Raw genomic sequence first — 15,400 nt, forward strand, 5'->3', positions numbered from 1 at the left:
ATGGGCCCACCCGTAGTTTCCGGACCACAAACAACGCCAAGGATCAGCGGCGGCGGTTGTCGTGGTTACCGAGGATGCCGGGGGCTGACGCCGACCGTGGTTAATCGAGTCGCACTCCGCGTCGCCGGTGACGGCGGGTGTCGGGCAGCGAGTACGCGCAGCTCGCCCGCCGGTGGCTAGACAGACCTGGGGGACCGGGGCCGAGATGCCGAAGCGGACCGTTTCAGGGACGGTCTGCGCGGGCCTCGCCGCAACTTTACGGTGCCAGGGCGGCCGAATCGGCGTGGTCGTCGGCACCTGCCGCGCCCTCGGCGGCTACGAACCCGACCTGCGGCACCGCTCCAGCGACGCCGACGTCCAACTCGAACTCGTCCGTGCCGCCACCGCCGTCGCCCTGATGCCAACCCTGACCCTGCCCAGCAAAGACCCCGCGCTCGCGATCCGCGACATCGCCGAAACCACCCTCAAACGCCTCCTGGCAGCCGCCACCCGAGACACACCACCCGCTCCCGCACTCACTGCCCTCCTGGCAGCCGTGACGGACCAGGTGCACCACCTCGATCCGAAAAAGCCCTGGTCAACCGCCTAGCGTTGTTTTCGGGCGGAAACCTACGGGCGGCCCCCATGGCGGGTACGTTCGCGGCGCGAACATACCCTGATCCTCCTCGCCGTCAGCGAGCCGCAGATTAGCTCAGACAGGTCCGAGGCCGCCGAAAATCGGACAGTTGACCTGCGCATAGGACGGAAGATCAGAGCGAAGTTCACCCCCGTCACGGACAGCCAAAGCGGTGTCCACAGTAGCGGCCAGGGCAGCGCGAAACAGCAAGGAACCCATGCTGATCCGCCGCACCCCCAGGTCGGCCAGCGCGGCCACGGTGTGCCGGCCGGGCAGAAACAGCACATTGACCGGCACGTCAACCGCCGCAACCACAGCAGCGATGTCGGCAGGTTCGGCCAAGCCGGGCACGAACACGCCATCAGCGCCGGCGTCGGCATAGCGCCGTACCCGATGCAAGGTCTCGGCCAGATCACCGGGACGCTGCCAGTACGTGTCCGTCCGGGCATTGACGAACAACCCCGGCACCTCCCGTTTCACCGCGGTAATCAGCGCCGCATGCGCCTCGGCACACCCCATACCGTCCTCCACGTTGACCCCGACCGCACCAGCGGCGGCCACCTCCACCGCGGTGGCAACCGAGCCGGTCTCAATGTCGACGGTGAGCGGGACCGGAAGCTGCGCCAGTCGACGGGTCAACCGCACCGCCTCGAAGTCGGTGGCACCCACCCCGTCGGGCAGCCCGCAGGCGGCGGCGAGGCCGAGACTGGTCGTGCCCAACGCAACGAAACCAGCCGCAACGAGCCATCGGGCCGAGGCAACATCCCACACATTAGGCAGAACCAGCGGGTCACCATGCCGGTGCAGGTCAGCGAACTCTGTCATCCACGGGCCCCCTCGGCCAGCGCAAGCGCATGAGCACGGCCAGGACACCGGCGGGCACCGGCACCGAAGGCCAGCCCGCCCCCCAGACCGACCCGCACCACCTCGCCAGCGACGATGGTGACGCCCCCCAAAGAGGTGGTCACCGTCGCCTGTCGTTTCGTGGCCGCCACCGGCGGATCGGCATACAGCACCTCCTCAATAGGGCGGTGCCGAGCCCGGGCGATCAGGATCGTGGTCGCGTCGTGCGCCTGCACAAGCACTCCGATGCGGGCCGCGGTCTGCTCGTCGAACTCGCCGCCGCAAACCGGGACAAGCCTCGTCAGCGCCGCATCGGCCACCCGCGGGTCACCTGTGCCCGGCTGATACGCCTGCGCGACGTCCCGCACCAGCGGCACGACAGGCTCACCGATTCCCATCGCCTCGGCCAGAACCGCCACCGGATGCGCCCGTCCGACCTCCCGCAGGGCAGCCAGCGGCACCCTGTCCAGGATCGCGGTGGCCAGGGCACGGCGACGTAGGTGCGCCTCTCCGTTGCTGAACCGACCGACGTTGGCCCGTAGCCAGGCGACCCCACCGGATGCCGGGGCCACAGTAGGCACCACGAAGGTCGGGTCACGCAGGACGGCACGGGCGACCTCGGGACTGCTGAACTCTCGCATGACAACGACGCTAGGACCACGACCCTTCGGTACCCGCCGAAACGAACCGACCGCAGAATGGCCTGGTGAACCCCGCCTCCGACCTTGCCGCATTCGCGGCAGCGCTCGCCGACCCCACCCGGGCCACAATGTGTCTCGCGCTGCTCGACGGCCGGGCGTGGACCGCAGGGGAACTCGCCCGACAAAGCGGAGTCGCCCCCTCCACCGCAACCGAACACCTACACCGACTCATCGACGCGGGCCTGTTGGTACAGCACCACCAAGGCCGCCACCGATACGTACAACTGGCTGACGCGTCCGTCGCGGCCCTCCTCGAGGACATGGTTGCCCGAATCAACCCCACACCCACCCCGACCCGTGGACTGCGCGCGGCAACCACGAACGAGGCACTACGCCGGGGCCGCACCTGCTACGACCACCTCGCCGGGCGGCTCGGCGTCATGCTGACCGACGCGATGACCGAGGCAGGACTGCTAGACCAAACCAGTGGCTTCGCGTTAACCGCCGCCGGACACGCATGGTTGACCGGCCCACTCGGGCTACCCCCAGACGAACTGCGGCCCGGCACCCGCCCCCTGGCGCGAGCGTGCCTCGACTGGACCGAGCGACGGCCACACCTCGCCGGAGTAGCCGGGGCAAAGCTGTGCCACACCTTCCACCACAACGGCTGGCTGACCCGAATCGGATCGAGCCGAGCAGTACGACTGACTCCCACCGGCAAAGCCGCACTACACGACCTACTGGGCATCACCGGCATCGACTAACCCCGCACCCCACGCGCCGGCCCTGCCCCACGCCACCCGGCACCCATACCCGGGTCGCGCACCACCTGCCGGTAACGAACCGATAGCCTCTCGGTCATGACCATGCGGCCCATCCGGATCATCGGCGACCCCGTACTGCGCACCCCGTGCGAACCCATCACCACCTTCGACGCCGAACTGCGTAACCTGGTTACCGACCTCATGGACACCATGCTCGGCGCCCCCGGCCGGGCCGGCGTTGCCGCCCCACAGATCGGGATCAGCGCCCGGGTCTTCGTCTACGACGCCGACGGGCACCGCGGTCACCTCATCAACCCCACCCTGGAACTGTCCGAAGAACTCCAGGACGACGACGAAGGCTGCCTGTCCATCCCCGACCTCTACTTCCCGACCCCCCGGGCCATGCACGCCACCGCCCACGGCTTCGACCAGCACGGCGAACCCCTCACCATCACCGGCAGCGGCTTCCTCGCCCGCGCCCTGCAACACGAAACCGACCACCTCAACGGACGCCTCTACGTCGACACGCTGCGCGGCGACACCCGTCGTCGGGCCCTACGCGAGATCCGCGCCGGCCGGTACAGCGCACCGAACCAGCAAGGGTAAGCCGCCAAACCCCGTTGAACGCCCACCCGGTACGCCGATAGCCTGCCCGCGTGCGACAGCAACCAGCCGACCCACGCCCACCCCGATGAGCGGCCGGCTCCGGGAGATCGCCCGGCAAACCGTAGCCATCGCCGAAGCCGGCGAATACCACAACCCATCCGGCAAACCGATCCCCATCGGCGACGCAGTCACCGCCGCGGTCACCGGCACCCGCCACCACCTGCCCGACGAGGCACTGCCGACACCCACCACGCCGGCCACCACACCCACCATCGAGGTGACCCGCGAATCGACCCTCATGGCCGCCCGGCGGCTCGGCGGCGACGCCGCATGCCTGGTGTTCGCCTCGGCCAAGAACCCCGGCGGCGGATTCCTGGGCGGTGCCAAAGCGCAGGAGGAGAGCATCGCCCGCTCATCAGCCCTGTACCCGTGCCTGCTCGCCGCACCCGACTTCTACGCCTACCACCGAGAGCAGCGGGACCTGCGCTACAGCGACCGGGTCATCTACTCGCCGGGCGTACCCGTCTTCCGCGACGACAAGGGAAACCTGCTCGACCAGCCGTACCGGACGACGTTTCTGACCGCCGCCGCCCCCAACCTCGGCGCGATCCTGCGCAACCAGCCCGCCCACACCGCCGACGTACCGGCCGTGCTGCACCGCCGGGCCCGACGAATCCTCCAGATCGCCGCCGCACACCGGCACCGCACCCTCGTGCTCGGCGCCTGGGGCTGCGGCGTGTTCCGCAACGACCCGACGACGGTCGCCAACGCCTTCGCCGAGGCCCTGCGGGAGGTCGACCGGTTCGACCGGGTGGTCTTCGCGGTCTACGACAACCTGCCCCACACCCCGGTGTACGCCGCCTTCGAAAAGGTCCTCACCACCCCGCCCGGAAACTGAGCACAAGAGGGAAGCATCCTTCGCACAGCACCCCCAACGACACCCGGCAGCCACGACGACAGCGGCCCCTGCTGCTCGGTGGCGCTCGGCGACCCGTCTGAGCTGCCGCCTGTGGCACGCCCCAGAGCGAGGCCACCACCAGACCTCGTATTGCTTCCAGCAAGCCGTTGCCGACAGGTCCAGCTCCCCGCCGCATGATCACGCCCACTGGTCGTAGGCCAACTTCACCACCAGGACGATCACCACGACCAGCAACACGATCCGGACGAAACCCGAACCGCGCCGCAACGCCATCCGCGCCCCCAACGCCGCCCCGATGATGTTGCACACGGCCATCGCCGCGCCCAACGTCCACCACACGTGACCCGCTGACGCGAACACCACCAGAGCACCCAGATTCGTCCCCGCGTTGACCAGCTTCGCCATCGCCGAACCATGGACGAAGTCGGCCCCCACCAACGTCGTGAACGTCAATACCAGGAACGTGCCCGTACCCGGCCCAATCATCCCGTCGTACACGGCGATGCCACCACCGGCCACCGCCACCGCCGCGGCCATCCGCCCCCGGGTCCGTCGCTCCGGCTGCGCCACCACCCCCAGCCGAGGACGCAACGACACGAACAGCGCCACCGCGACCAGCACCCCGAGCACCACCGGGCGATATGCCGACGCCGGCACACTGCCAGCCAACGCCGCCCCAACCCCAGCAAAGACCACCGCCAGGCCAGCAGCCGGACCCGCCACCCGCCAATCGATCTTCGTACGCCGGGCGTACGTCAGCGCCGCCGTACTCGTCCCCGCGATCGCTGCCAGCTTGTTCGTCCCCAACGCCGTCGCCAACGGCACCCCCGGCGCGGCAATGAGCAGAGCGGGCAGCAGCAACAAGCCACCCCCGCCAACGACAGCATCCACCCACCCTGCCGCCGCCGCAGCCGCCAGCAGAGTAATCAGCGAACCAGCATCCACGAGGCGGCATTCTTCCCGCCCCACCCACCACCCGAGGCCAGCTGTGTCAGGTCTCACCGACCCGCCAAAACCCTTACATCAGCCGCCATCACCTGCGGCTCAGCGCCTCACCGACCCCGCCGCCGACGCAACCACACACCCACCGCACCCACCGCCACGAACAACAACACTGACCACACCAACACCTTGAACATCAGCCGACAAAACTCCCATAACAACGCAGTAAAGTGGCAAATGTGCGGCTAGCGACCTTCAACCTGCTCCACGGCCGATCCCTGCACGACAACCTCGTCGACCAGACCCGGTTCGCCGCCGCCGTCACCGCCCTCGACGCCGACATCCTCGCCCTCCAGGAAGTCGACCGCGACCAAGCCCGCAGCGGACACCTCGACCTCACCAGCATCGCCGCCCGAGCCATGAACGCCCCCACCCACCAATTCGCCGCCGCCGTCGTCGGCACCCCAGGCGAACACATCCGCCCCCTCACCTCCGACGACGACGGCAACGGCGAACCCCTCTACGGCGTCGGCCTCGTCAGCCGCTACCCAGCCCACACCTGGCAGGTCACCCGACTCACCCCAGCCCCCATCCGATCACCTGTCTACGTGCCCGGCCCCGGCGGGGGACTACTCCTACTCCGCGACGAACCCCGCGTACTCCTCGCCGCCATCCTCGACACCCCAGTCGGCCCCATCACCGTCGGCGCCACCCACCTGTCCTTCGTACCCGGCTGGAACCTCCGCCAACTACGCCAGGTCATCCGTGCCCTACGCACCATGCCCCCGCCGCGCCTACTCCTCGGCGACCTCAACCTGCCAGCCAGACCCGCCGCGCTCGTATCCCGCTGGCGATCACTCGGCCGCCAACCCACCTACCCGGCCGGACAACCCCGAGTCCAACTCGACCACATCCTCGCCGACCCACGCGGCGCCGAGACACTGCCACCGGTCACCGCCGTCGGCGCACCCCTGTCCACCATCTCCGACCACCGGCCACTCGTCGTCGACCTCGCCCAACACCCCCTGAGCTGACCCGCCCACCGATCACGAGTCAGGTCCGCCCCGTCCTTGCTGGTGCCACATCGATTCCGAACGACTCTCCGAAGACCCGCTCGCCGTCCGGTGTGACCATCAGCGCCCGGCCGGACCCGATCCGCTCAACCAGGTGCCGGCGCAGCGCCCAGTCGCACATCGCCGCCCCAACCGCACCGGCAGGTACAAAACAAGCCCACAAAAAGGGCCAACGTTCGACAGTGCTGACTAAAGCGACCCCATCGCCGCGTCCACGACCCGCTCCAACTGCGTGGCATCCTCGGCGGTCTTCGCCAGTATCCGCATGCCGATCACCGTCGCGAGCAACCAGGCGGCCACCGCCGCCGCATCGCGGTCACCATTGATCTCGCCAGCCCGCTGGCCTTCCTCGACAGTCGCCCGGAATGCGCTCTCCGTACGCGCGAACATCTTGCGCACAGTGTCGGCCGTCTCGGCATCCGAGGAGGCCGACTCGGCGGCGGTGTTGACTGCCATGCAGCCGCGCCGATCCTGGTCACCCAAGTCAAGCTCAACCAGGGCTTGCAGTGCGCCCCGCAGCCGGTCCTTCGCCGAACCGGGATGGTCGAGAAGCTCTGTCAGCCAAGCGGCCTGTGCGTCGCGGTAGCATGCCAGCGCGCGTTCGAACAATGCGTGCTTGCTGCCGAAGGTGTTGTACAGACTGCCCTTGCCGATGCCGATCTCGTCCACGAGGTCCTGAGGTGTCGTCGCCGCGTACCCCTTACGCCAGAACACGCCCATCGCGCGCTCCACCGCCACGTCTGGATCGAACTGCTTCGGCCTGCCCACGGCGCTACCGTAGCACGGTATTTGACCTTCGGTTCAAATACCGTGCTACGGTAGCGCCGGCACGTCGAGCGTTGACGTTCCAGCTGGGCCCCTCTGGTGGTTGAATCACGACTCCGCCAAATCAACCCCGCTTACGATTCCGCGCCCGGCAACAGCCCGACCAACACCCGGTTCGTACGGTTAGCCCGCACCGCCGCCCGCTGCTGACCAGCCGTCACATCGATGTAGTTCTGGCTCGTCGCCAAACTCGAATGCCCCAACAACCGCATGATCTCCGAAGCGCTTGCGCCATCCTCCGCCAACCGCGTCGCGAACGTATGCCGCAGCGCATGCAGCCGCGCCCCCTTCGGCACCCGATCAGCGATCCCGGCCCGTCGATAGCACGAATCAACGAGATACTGCAGCCCACCCCGGCGCAGCGACTCACCATGGCGATCCACCAGCAGCGCCGAATCGCGTACCACCGACCGTGCCCCGAACCGGCGCCGCCGACTGTCCAGGTAACCGGTCAGCACCTCGTCCAACTCCGGCTCGATCGGGATCACCCTGGGGTGGCCCCCCTTGCCGAGCACCTCCACCCGGCGCTCGCCGGGCCGTCCCGCCAGCGATCCCACCCGCAGCGACAGCAGCTCCGACAGACGCAACCCCGCGCACAGCGCCAACGCGAGTACGGCGAGATCCCGTTCCGGCCAGGGGTGTCGCTGTCGCTGATCGTCCCGAGACACCGCGGTCAGCAACTGCTCCGGAGTGTCCTCGCCCCGCAGCGGCTTGGGCAGGGGAGTGGCCACCTTCGGTTTACCCACCGCCGGCATCGGATTACCCGGGACGATCCCGTCAGCCACCAGGAACGTGAAGAAGCTGTTCCAGGTCGACCAGGCGCGATAGATGGAAGCGGCAGCCCGGGGAGCGGCGAACCGGCTGAACGCCGTACGCAGAGACCTTGCGGTCAAGGCGGTGATCGACAACTCGGCCAGGGGGAGGGGAGTGGTCGGATCGTCGGCCACCAGTTGCGCGATCGCGATCAGGTCGCGCCGGTATGCCTGCAGCGTGTGCGGAGAAGGCTTGCGGGTGGCCCGGTCGGTGAGAAAGTCCTCCACCAGCAGCAAAACTCGACTGTCCACTTTGTCCTGCATAAGAGATATTATGCATTATTTTCGGGTATTTGCCCAGGTGTGGAGCGCCCCAACCGGGAAGGGGAGACATCTTGTTCCAATGCTCGACATGCCAACCAAACCGCTCCACGACGTCGATCCCGCGTACGGCGACCAGCGGCTCGCCGTACTCTACGACGCACTCAACCCGTGGGCGCCATCCGACGACTTCTACCTGGACCACGTCATGGCCGCCAGATCCGCGCTCGACGTGGGCTGCGGCACAGGCGAACTGCTACGCCGAGCCCGCCAGGCGAGCCACCCAGGGGACCTCGTCGGCCTCGACCCTGCAGCCGCAATGCTCGCCGTCGCCCGCGCCAAACGCAGCGATGTCACCTGGCTCCAGGCGGAAGCGCGGACCCTCGACATCGGGCGGTCCTTCGAGCTGATCACCATGACCGGTCACGCCTTCCAGGTGCTGCTCAACGATCAGGACTTCCACGCCGCGCTCGCCGGCTTCCGCCGCCATCTCACCCCGGGTGGACGGCTCGTCTTCGAGACTCGCAACCCCGCCGTACGGGCGTGGGAACGCTGGACACCTGAGCTGACCCGTACCACGGTGTACGCGCCAACGGGTGAGGAGGTGGAGGTCAGCCACGAGCTTCGCGGAGCCCGCGAGCCGGACCTGGTCGACTTCGCCACCAGCTACCGGTGGCCGGCGACTGGCCACGTGGCGGTCAGCGGCAGCACACTCCGGTTCGTTGACCCGAGCCGTCTGCGATGCCTGCTTGCTGTGGCCGGCTTCCACGTCGACGGCTGGTGCGGCGACTGGGACCGTAGCGAAGTCAGCGACACGAGCCCGGAAATCATTGTGGTCGCCAGCCGGGCTTGACGCGGCCTGTCACGCCTCTGCGGGGCACCGGTTCAGCCACTCCAGAACCGCTAGGTTGACATAATGTACATTATCGAACCAAGGAGTTGATGGGGCAACATGCGCAAGAAGGGTCCGGCTAGATCGCAGCGGCGCGGACCGCAGTCGAGGAAATCGCCGCAAGTTCGGCCCGAGCCGGCATGAACAGGGTCGTGATACCCAGCGTCTCGTTCATGGCTGCCAGCTGATTCTCACGCACCACGTCGATAGCGTTTCGCGCGCCACGAATGATCACTCCGGCTCCGTGTTGCTGACAGTAGGCCACGGTCAGCCCGCTCCAGGCTGCGACGGTCACGTTCCCCCAGTCCGCCGGGAGAACGGCACGGATGTTCAGCGCCCGTTCCGTACCGGTCTTGGTGGGCCGCTTCTCATCGTTGACCGCGACCAGCACCGTTACGTGTTCGAACAAGCGCCGCGCCCGATCGACGAGATCTCGATGACCGTCAGTGAAGGGGTCGAACGTTCCGGGATAGACAGCTCGGGAGCTTTGGGGATCGCCCACAGCCTTGTGCAGCATCGACACATGCTAGCTACCCATACGGGTCGAGCGTCTCCTCTCCGCATAGAGGCGCTTCCCCAACGAACGCCGGTACTGCTGGAGATCGCTTCGCGCGTCATATGATCACCCTCGGTGAGCTGACTGCTTCCTGGTCACTGGCGGAATAACCCAGGCTCTGCTGGGCGCTGGTCCTGGCAGACTCGTATGCGGCACCGCGCCTGGTACGCCGCTGCTCCTGCACGAAAGGTTCGCCCGTTGACTGTTCCTCTCTCCATCCTTGATCTGGCTACCATCGGCGCGGGTGAGAGTGCCGCCGAGAGCCTTCGGGGCAGCGTGGAACTCGCCCAGCTCGCGGAGGCGGTCGGCTATCGGCGTGTCTGGTACGCCGAGCATCACAACAGCGCCTCCATCGCGTCGTCGGCTCCCGCGGTACTTATTGCGCACATCGCCCAGCAGACCAGCACCATCCGTCTTGGCGCGGGTGGTGTCATGCTCCCCAACCACTCCCCGCTCACTGTTGCGGAGCAGTTCGGCACTCTGGCAACCCTGCACCCCGACCGTATCGATCTTGGGTTGGGTCGGGCGCCTGGTACTGACCAGAACACGCTGCGTGCGCTGCGCCGCACCCCGCATTCCGCTGATTCCTTTCCGCAGGATGTGCAGGAGCTGCGGGGTTATCTCAGCGGAGACAGCGTGATTGCGGGCGTGGACGCCATCCCGGGTAAGGGCACCAATGTCCCCCTTTACATCCTCGGCTCCTCGCTCTTCGGTGCGAAGCTTGCCGCCGCGCTGGGACTGCCGTACTCCTTTGCCTCCCACTTCGCGCCGAATGCGCTTGAGGACGCCGTCGCGCTCTACCGTCGCGAGTTCCGGCCTTCTGATCAGCTGGATCGACCGTATGTCATTGCCGCTGCCAACGTGGTCGCTGCTGACTCGGATGTCGACGCCCAGCGTCAGTTCCAGGCCCTCAAGCGTCGTTGGGTCCGGATGTTTCTGGGCCGGGGCCGTTCCATCACCGATGAGGAGGCTGATCAGATTCTCGCCTCTGCGCATGGCCGGACGATCGAGCACAACCTGAAGTACACCGCTGTGGGCACGCCGCCGGCGGTCAGGGAGTTTCTGACCGGCTTTGCCGACCACGTGGGTGCCGACGAGCTGATCGTCGCGCACCAGACTGCTGCTGTGGCCGACCGTCTGCGTTCGGTGCAGTTGACGGCTGAGGCGTTGGGTCTGTCGACTGGGCCGTAACCAGACCGGACTTGCCGGCCTGGTTACGGCGCCGGGCTTGTCGAGCGGTGGTGTTCTACTGGCCGCCGGCAACCCGAAGGACGGCCCCGGAGGTGTACGACGCTTCGGGGCTGAGTAGCCAGGCGATGGCGGCGGCGATTTCGTCGGCGTATCCGGCGCGGCCGAGCGGCACGCGGTTGGCGACGCGGGCGGGGCGGTCGGGCAGCCCGGATACGGTGTGGATGTCGGTCCAGATGGTGCCGGGTGATACGGCGTTGACCCGGATTCCTTGCGGGCCGAGTTCCTTGGCCAGGCCGATGGTGAGCGTGTCGGTGGCGGCCTTGGCGGCGGCGTAGTGGATGTATTCGCCGGGGCTGCCGAGGGTGGCGGCGGCTGAGGAGACGTTGACGATGGCCGCTCCGGTGGACATGCGGCGTACGGCATGTTGGGCGCAGAGTACGTAGCCGATGAGGTTGACGTCGATGACCCGACGTAGGTCGGTGATGGTCAGGTCGATGAAGGGGCCGATCTGGCTGGTCACTCCGGCGTTGTTGACCAGGCCGGTGATCTCTCCTAGCTTGGCTGCCGCCTCGAACAGGTGGCCGACCTGGTCGGGGTCGGTGGTGTCGGCGCGTACGGCGATGCCCTGCCGGCCGGCGGCGTGTACGTCGGCCAGGACGGCCTCGGCGGCGGCGCTGTCCTGCCGGTAGCACAGGGCTATGTCGTGGCCGGCGGCGGCGAGTCGTCGTACGGTGGCTGCGCCGATGCCGCGGCTGCCGCCGGTCACTACGGTTACTGGATTCATGGTGTCTCTCCCCCGCTGTTGTTAGCTTGATCGTCGGGTATGGTGCGTACGCTCCGCTATGTGACGGTGCTCTCGGTGGTGCCGGTGGGAGGTGTCTGGTGTCGTCTGGTCCAGTTCGTGGTGACCTGGTGGATGACTTCGTGTTGCCGGACCAGTCGGGTACGCCTCGGCGGCTGTCCGACCTGCTGGCGACCGGGCCGGTGGTGCTGTTCTTCTATCCGGCGGCGTTGACTCGTGGGTGCACGGCGGAGAGCTGCCACTTCCGGGATCTGGCGGCGGAGTTCGCGCAGGTTGGTGCGCATCGGGTGGGGATCAGTCGGGATGCGGTGGACCGGCAGCGGGAGTTTTCGGGGCGGCACGGATTCGACTATCCGTTGTTGTCCGACCCGGATGGTGTGGTGGCGCGCCAGTTCGGGGTGCTGCGGCGGTTGCCGTTGGGGCCGCTGAGCACGAGGCGGATGACGTTCGTGATCGGCGTGGACCGGCGGATCGTCGAGGTGATCCACAGCGAGCTGAGCATGAATGAGCATGCGGATCTGGCGTTGCGGGCGTTGCAGGCGGGGTCGACGTCTTCGGACGGGTGACGCTGGCGCTTTTTCGGGCGGTGGGGGTCGGTTCGGGCGTGTCGGACGGGCCTGGTAGTAAGGCAGGAATCAAACAGGTGTACGGAAGAAGGATCTGATGACTGCCGCTGCCGATGTCCATGGACTGTCCGATGACGAGTTGCAGAGCATTCGGGACACGTTGGCTGCTGGCCGTAAGCCGAAGGTGATGTTTACGGAGGCGGCCGGGCAGATTGCCGGCCAAATCGGCCAGGTGGTCGAGTTGTTGGATCCGGCGGTGTCGGACGAGTGGGTGGTGGTGCGGTTCGGTCGCGACGAGCTGCCGTTCTCCCCTACCGATGTGGGTATTCCGCCGAAGGGTGCGGGTAAGCGGGCGGAGTCGAAGCCCGAGCCGGCTCCGGAGCCTGACCCGGAGCCGGAGTTCATGATCACCAGGTCGCCGGTTCCGGCGGCGCGCGAGGAGGCAAGCGTGACCACAGTAGACACTCCCCCGGCTGAGGCGAAGCCGGCGAAGCGGGCGGTGAAGGCGGCGAAGCCGAAGGCTCCTTCGGGTTTGACGGTGACGCTGGCCTATGCCGATGGTGAGTGGACGGTGGCCGCGACGCAGGGCAGTAAGTCGTTGGCGAAGCCGTACGTGATCAAGCCGGCGGAGGCGTTGAAGATGGTGGGTCTGATCGACGTGCCGGGGGTGCAGGAGGCGGTCGAGCAGATCATGTCGGTGGAGCGCAACGAGGCGGAGCAGCAGGCGGAGAAGCTGCGGGCGGAGTTGGCCGAGATCGAGGCGCGGTTGGCGGAGCTGCGCGACGCGAGCTGAGGTGTGGTGGTCCGGCGGCGGGGAGGGTGTTCACCCTCCCCGCCGCTGGCTTTTGGTCTTCGTGGAGTGACGGGATGGGTCCGTGGCGTCTGGCCGAGGCGGTGGACGGTCAGGGCGGGGCTGGTGCCTGGTCGGTGCGGTGGTTGCGGGTTGGTCAGCGGCCCTGCCCGCATCGGGTGCTGCACGGGGAGCCGCTGTCGTCGGTGGCGGTGGGGCGGCTGGCTGATGGTCGCCCGGTGGCGGTGCTTGGTGGGCGCGTGGGTCTGGATGTCTACGACCTGATGTCCGGCGAGCATCTGGCGCGGTTCGATGCCGGGCACGGCGAGGATTGCGTGGTTGCGGTGAGGAACGGGGCGGACGGGTGCCTGGTCGCGGTGTCTGGGGGCGCTGATGGTGTGCTCCGGTCGTGGTGCCTCGACGGTGGTTTCAACCCCGGGTGGGCGTCGATGGTGCCGGGCGGCGGGGCGGTGAACGCGGTCGCCGTGGGTGTGCTGCCGGATGTCGGACCGGTGGCGGTTTCTGGCGACGCGGACGGCATGGTTCGGGTGTGGCGGCTGAGCACCGGCGAGTTGGTGCGGGCGTTTGGTGCTGACGAGCAGGAGACAGTGGGGGCGTTGGCTGTCGGGGAGTTGTCCCCCGGCCGGCCGATTGTGGTGGTGGGTAGCGACTCCGCCGTGCTTGCCTGGGACCTTGCCTCGGGTGTGCTTCTCGGTGACGGCTATGGCGCGCACAAGCGGCCCGTGTTTGGGGTCGTGGTGTCCCGGTTGCCGGATGGTCGGGTGGTGTTCGCGTCGGTGGGCGGCGACGACCACATCTCGATCGAGGATGTGGCCAACGGGGAGCATGTTGCTGAGCAGCATTGGGTGTGGGGTTACCAGCAGTGGGGCAACGGGGTGGCTTCGATGACACTGCCTGGTGGTGGTGCTGGCTGGGTGACTGCTGGTGAGGATGGGTCGCTGCGGTTGTGGACGGTGACGGGTAGGCCGTTTGGTCCGCCGTTGCTCGGTCATCTTGGGTGGGTCAGGGCTGTCGCGGCCGGTGTGCTGTCGGATGGTCGGGTGGTGGTGGTTTCTGTCGGGGACGACGGGGCCCGGGTGTGGGATTTGCCCGGGGACTGGGCCTCGGGTGGGGATGGTGACGCCGCCGCCTGGCAGGGGCATGGTGACGACCGTGGCAGCGGTCCTGGTCACGGGTATCGCTCGTCCGCCGGCGTGATCGCAGCCGTGTCGTCGGTGGCGGTTCTTCCGTCGGCGGGGTCCTCGTCGGGGGCGGTGTTTTCGCCGGGGCTGGAAGCGGTGTCGGTGGTCGTTTCTGCTGGTCCGGACCGTACGGTGCGGTGTTGGGACGTGGTTACGGGGGCGGCTGCCGGAGGGCCTCTCACCCCTCATGTTGACCTCTCTGGGCGGGGCGTCAGCAGTGTGCGGCGGGTGGCGGTGGCCGGCCTACGCCAGGCTGACGGCCGGGAGGTCGTTGTCTGTGTCGCGGAGGAATACCCGCACGGGCTCGCCTCCATCCTGCGCAGCTACGACCGGGTCACCGGGGAGCTTTGCGGTGCGCCGGTCGTCTGGCCGGGCCGGTCGACCAGTGTGCTGCTGTCGGCTTGTCTTCCCGATGGTCGGCCGGTGCTGGTCGTCGGTGGGGGTGACGAGGGTGTGCAGGTGCTCGCCGAGGATGGGACGCCGTTGGGTCGGCCGTTCGCCGATGCGCGGAGCGGTTACGGCTATGTGCATGCGTGTGCTGTGGGCGAGGACCGGCCTGGGCGGGTCGTCGTGGCCACCGGTCACAGCGGTGGTCGGGTCGCGTTGTGGGATCTGGCCGATCGTCGGTTGATCGGGCAACTGGATGTTGTGGGCGGCAGCCATGTGCAGTCGATGGTCTTTGGGCGGCTTGCCGACGGGTGTCGGGTGTTGGTGTGTGGTGCTGACTGGGCTGTTCACGTGTGGGACCTGGCCGCTGGCCGGCTGGTGTGTCCGCCGTTTGGTGGGCACGAGTACGGTGCCGTGGCGCTGGCGATGGTGTGCTTACCGGACGGGGCGAGGGTGCTGGTCACCGCTGGTGCCGACGCTACGCTGCGGCTTTGGGAGCCGGCTACCGGTTGTTGCCTGCGGACGATCGCGTTGCATGCCGCCGCGACCTGCCTGGCTTCGGTGGCGCCGGCTTCGCTGGTGGTCGGCACGACCCAAGGTCTGCTGCGTATCGACATGCACCGTGTGTGATGTGGCGCTGGGTCGCGTCGTGGCCTGGTGCGCGGTGTGGCCGCCGTGGCTCTCGACAGGTGTGGTCGAGCCGGGCGGCCGT

At 67.9% G+C, this 15,400-nt stretch carries 17 protein-coding genes; 10 read left to right on the forward strand and 7 right to left on the reverse strand.

The annotated features are described in order from the left end of the window. Positions 1 to 205: 205 nt before the first annotated feature. On the forward strand, positions 206 to 589 hold the full coding sequence (locus ACWDV4_RS25295) for a hypothetical protein (RefSeq protein ID WP_449983310.1): 384 nt from the start codon (positions 206 to 208) through the stop codon (positions 587 to 589). A 102-nt stretch (positions 590 to 691) separates the two neighbouring features. Here ACWDV4_RS25295 and ACWDV4_RS25300 read toward each other — a convergent pair whose 3' ends face one another. Both ACWDV4_RS25300 and ACWDV4_RS25305 read right to left on the reverse strand, forming a co-directional pair. After that, positions 692 to 1,441, reverse strand: coding sequence for an isocitrate lyase/PEP mutase family protein (locus ACWDV4_RS25300; protein ID WP_449983313.1), 750 nt, complete (start codon positions 1,439 to 1,441; stop codon positions 692 to 694). Beyond that, on the reverse strand, positions 1,438 to 2,100 hold the full coding sequence (locus ACWDV4_RS25305; protein ID WP_449983316.1) for a hypothetical protein: 663 nt from the start codon (positions 2,098 to 2,100) through the stop codon (positions 1,438 to 1,440). Before ACWDV4_RS25305 ends, ACWDV4_RS25300 begins: the two co-directional genes overlap by 4 nt. Before the next feature lie 128 nt (positions 2,101 to 2,228). Between ACWDV4_RS25305 and ACWDV4_RS25310 the strand changes: the two genes are divergently transcribed. The 3 genes from ACWDV4_RS25310 (at position 2,229) to ACWDV4_RS25320 (ending at position 4,368) form a co-directional block, all read left to right on the forward strand. Then, complete coding sequence (locus tag ACWDV4_RS25310; protein WP_449983511.1) at positions 2,229 to 2,864, forward strand: helix-turn-helix domain-containing protein; 636 nt, start codon at positions 2,229 to 2,231, stop codon at positions 2,862 to 2,864. A 96-nt stretch (positions 2,865 to 2,960) separates the two neighbouring features. Continuing rightward, positions 2,961 to 3,470 carry a peptide deformylase gene (gene def / locus ACWDV4_RS25315; protein WP_449983319.1) on the forward strand — a complete coding sequence of 170 codons (510 nt, stop codon included), beginning with the start codon at positions 2,961 to 2,963 and terminating at the stop codon, positions 3,468 to 3,470. Positions 3,471 to 3,555: 85 nt separating this feature from the next. Continuing rightward, positions 3,556 to 4,368 carry a TIGR02452 family protein gene (locus tag ACWDV4_RS25320; protein WP_449983322.1) on the forward strand — a complete coding sequence of 271 codons (813 nt, stop codon included), beginning with the start codon at positions 3,556 to 3,558 and terminating at the stop codon, positions 4,366 to 4,368. Positions 4,369 to 4,566: 198 nt separating this feature from the next. Here ACWDV4_RS25320 and ACWDV4_RS25325 read toward each other — a convergent pair whose 3' ends face one another. Beyond that, positions 4,567 to 5,334 (reverse strand): sulfite exporter TauE/SafE family protein, encoded by a 768-nt coding sequence (locus ACWDV4_RS25325; RefSeq protein WP_449983325.1) that lies wholly within the window; start codon positions 5,332 to 5,334, stop codon positions 4,567 to 4,569. A 236-nt stretch (positions 5,335 to 5,570) separates the two neighbouring features. Between ACWDV4_RS25325 and ACWDV4_RS25330 the strand changes: the two genes are divergently transcribed. Beyond that, positions 5,571 to 6,365: an endonuclease/exonuclease/phosphatase family protein gene (locus ACWDV4_RS25330; protein WP_449983327.1), complete on the forward strand. Its 795-nt coding sequence runs from the start codon at positions 5,571 to 5,573 to the stop codon at positions 6,363 to 6,365. Between the two features lie 228 nt (positions 6,366 to 6,593). Here ACWDV4_RS25330 and ACWDV4_RS25335 read toward each other — a convergent pair whose 3' ends face one another. After that, positions 6,594 to 7,172 (reverse strand): TetR/AcrR family transcriptional regulator, encoded by a 579-nt coding sequence (locus ACWDV4_RS25335; protein ID WP_449983330.1) that lies wholly within the window; start codon positions 7,170 to 7,172, stop codon positions 6,594 to 6,596. Positions 7,173 to 7,303: 131 nt separating this feature from the next. After that, positions 7,304 to 8,305 (reverse strand): tyrosine-type recombinase/integrase, encoded by a 1,002-nt coding sequence (locus tag ACWDV4_RS25340; RefSeq protein ID WP_449983333.1) that lies wholly within the window; start codon positions 8,303 to 8,305, stop codon positions 7,304 to 7,306. 88 nt (positions 8,306 to 8,393) lie between these two features. On the opposite strand from ACWDV4_RS25340, the gene ACWDV4_RS25345 reads away from it, so the two are divergent. Then, positions 8,394 to 9,155, forward strand: a complete 762-nt coding sequence (locus tag ACWDV4_RS25345) for a class I SAM-dependent methyltransferase (protein WP_449983335.1) — start codon at positions 8,394 to 8,396, stop codon at positions 9,153 to 9,155. A 118-nt stretch (positions 9,156 to 9,273) separates the two neighbouring features. Here ACWDV4_RS25345 and coaD read toward each other — a convergent pair whose 3' ends face one another. Then, a complete protein-coding gene (gene coaD, locus ACWDV4_RS25350; protein ID WP_449983338.1) occupies positions 9,274 to 9,711 on the reverse strand; it encodes a pantetheine-phosphate adenylyltransferase in 438 nt (145 codons plus the stop codon). Between the two features lie 237 nt (positions 9,712 to 9,948). Between coaD and ACWDV4_RS25355 the strand changes: the two genes are divergently transcribed. Further along, positions 9,949 to 10,941: an LLM class flavin-dependent oxidoreductase gene (locus ACWDV4_RS25355; protein WP_449983340.1), complete on the forward strand. Its 993-nt coding sequence runs from the start codon at positions 9,949 to 9,951 to the stop codon at positions 10,939 to 10,941. Between the two features lie 55 nt (positions 10,942 to 10,996). Here ACWDV4_RS25355 and ACWDV4_RS25360 read toward each other — a convergent pair whose 3' ends face one another. Continuing rightward, positions 10,997 to 11,725: an SDR family oxidoreductase gene (locus tag ACWDV4_RS25360; protein WP_449983343.1), complete on the reverse strand. Its 729-nt coding sequence runs from the start codon at positions 11,723 to 11,725 to the stop codon at positions 10,997 to 10,999. Between the two features lie 98 nt (positions 11,726 to 11,823). Here ACWDV4_RS25360 and ACWDV4_RS25365 point away from each other — a divergent pair, with 98 nt between their 5' ends. The 3 genes from ACWDV4_RS25365 (at position 11,824) to ACWDV4_RS25375 (ending at position 15,318) form a co-directional block, all read left to right on the forward strand. After that, the gene (locus ACWDV4_RS25365; RefSeq protein WP_449983346.1) at positions 11,824 to 12,309 is read left to right on the forward strand and encodes a peroxiredoxin; all 486 of its coding nucleotides are present in this window, start codon (positions 11,824 to 11,826) and stop codon (positions 12,307 to 12,309) included. A gap of 97 nt (positions 12,310 to 12,406) precedes the next feature. Then, positions 12,407 to 13,102, forward strand: a complete 696-nt coding sequence (locus ACWDV4_RS25370) for a hypothetical protein (protein ID WP_449983349.1) — start codon at positions 12,407 to 12,409, stop codon at positions 13,100 to 13,102. A gap of 74 nt (positions 13,103 to 13,176) precedes the next feature. After that, positions 13,177 to 15,318 (forward strand): WD40 repeat domain-containing protein, encoded by a 2,142-nt coding sequence (locus tag ACWDV4_RS25375; RefSeq protein ID WP_449983352.1) that lies wholly within the window; start codon positions 13,177 to 13,179, stop codon positions 15,316 to 15,318. Positions 15,319 to 15,400: the final 82 nt, after the last annotated feature.

This window comes from Micromonospora sp. NPDC003197 (assembly GCF_053590565.1).

Bases quoted from the DNA above. Each gene is read 5' to 3' on its own strand.
- ACWDV4_RS25340 (WP_449983333.1), bottom strand. From the start codon at position 8,305: ATGCAGGACAAAGTGGACAGTCGAGTTTTGCTGCTGGTGGAGGACTTT.
- ACWDV4_RS25300 (WP_449983313.1), bottom strand. From the start codon at position 1,441: ATGACAGAGTTCGCTGACCTGCACCGGCATGGTGACCCGCTGGTTCTG.
- ACWDV4_RS25375 (WP_449983352.1), top strand. From the start codon at position 13,177: ATGGGTCCGTGGCGTCTGGCCGAGGCGGTGGACGGTCAGGGCGGGGCT.
- def (WP_449983319.1), top strand. From the start codon at position 2,961: ATGACCATGCGGCCCATCCGGATCATCGGCGACCCCGTACTGCGCACC.
- ACWDV4_RS25370 (WP_449983349.1), top strand. From the start codon at position 12,407: ATGACTGCCGCTGCCGATGTCCATGGACTGTCCGATGACGAGTTGCAG.
- ACWDV4_RS25305 (WP_449983316.1), bottom strand. From the start codon at position 2,100: ATGCGAGAGTTCAGCAGTCCCGAGGTCGCCCGTGCCGTCCTGCGTGAC.
- ACWDV4_RS25320 (WP_449983322.1), top strand. From the start codon at position 3,556: ATGAGCGGCCGGCTCCGGGAGATCGCCCGGCAAACCGTAGCCATCGCC.
- coaD (WP_449983338.1), bottom strand. From the start codon at position 9,711: ATGCTGCACAAGGCTGTGGGCGATCCCCAAAGCTCCCGAGCTGTCTAT.
- ACWDV4_RS25345 (WP_449983335.1), top strand. From the start codon at position 8,394: ATGCCAACCAAACCGCTCCACGACGTCGATCCCGCGTACGGCGACCAG.
- ACWDV4_RS25310 (WP_449983511.1), top strand. From the start codon at position 2,229: ATGTGTCTCGCGCTGCTCGACGGCCGGGCGTGGACCGCAGGGGAACTC.
- ACWDV4_RS25360 (WP_449983343.1), bottom strand. From the start codon at position 11,725: ATGAATCCAGTAACCGTAGTGACCGGCGGCAGCCGCGGCATCGGCGCA.
- ACWDV4_RS25295 (WP_449983310.1), top strand. From the start codon at position 206: ATGCCGAAGCGGACCGTTTCAGGGACGGTCTGCGCGGGCCTCGCCGCA.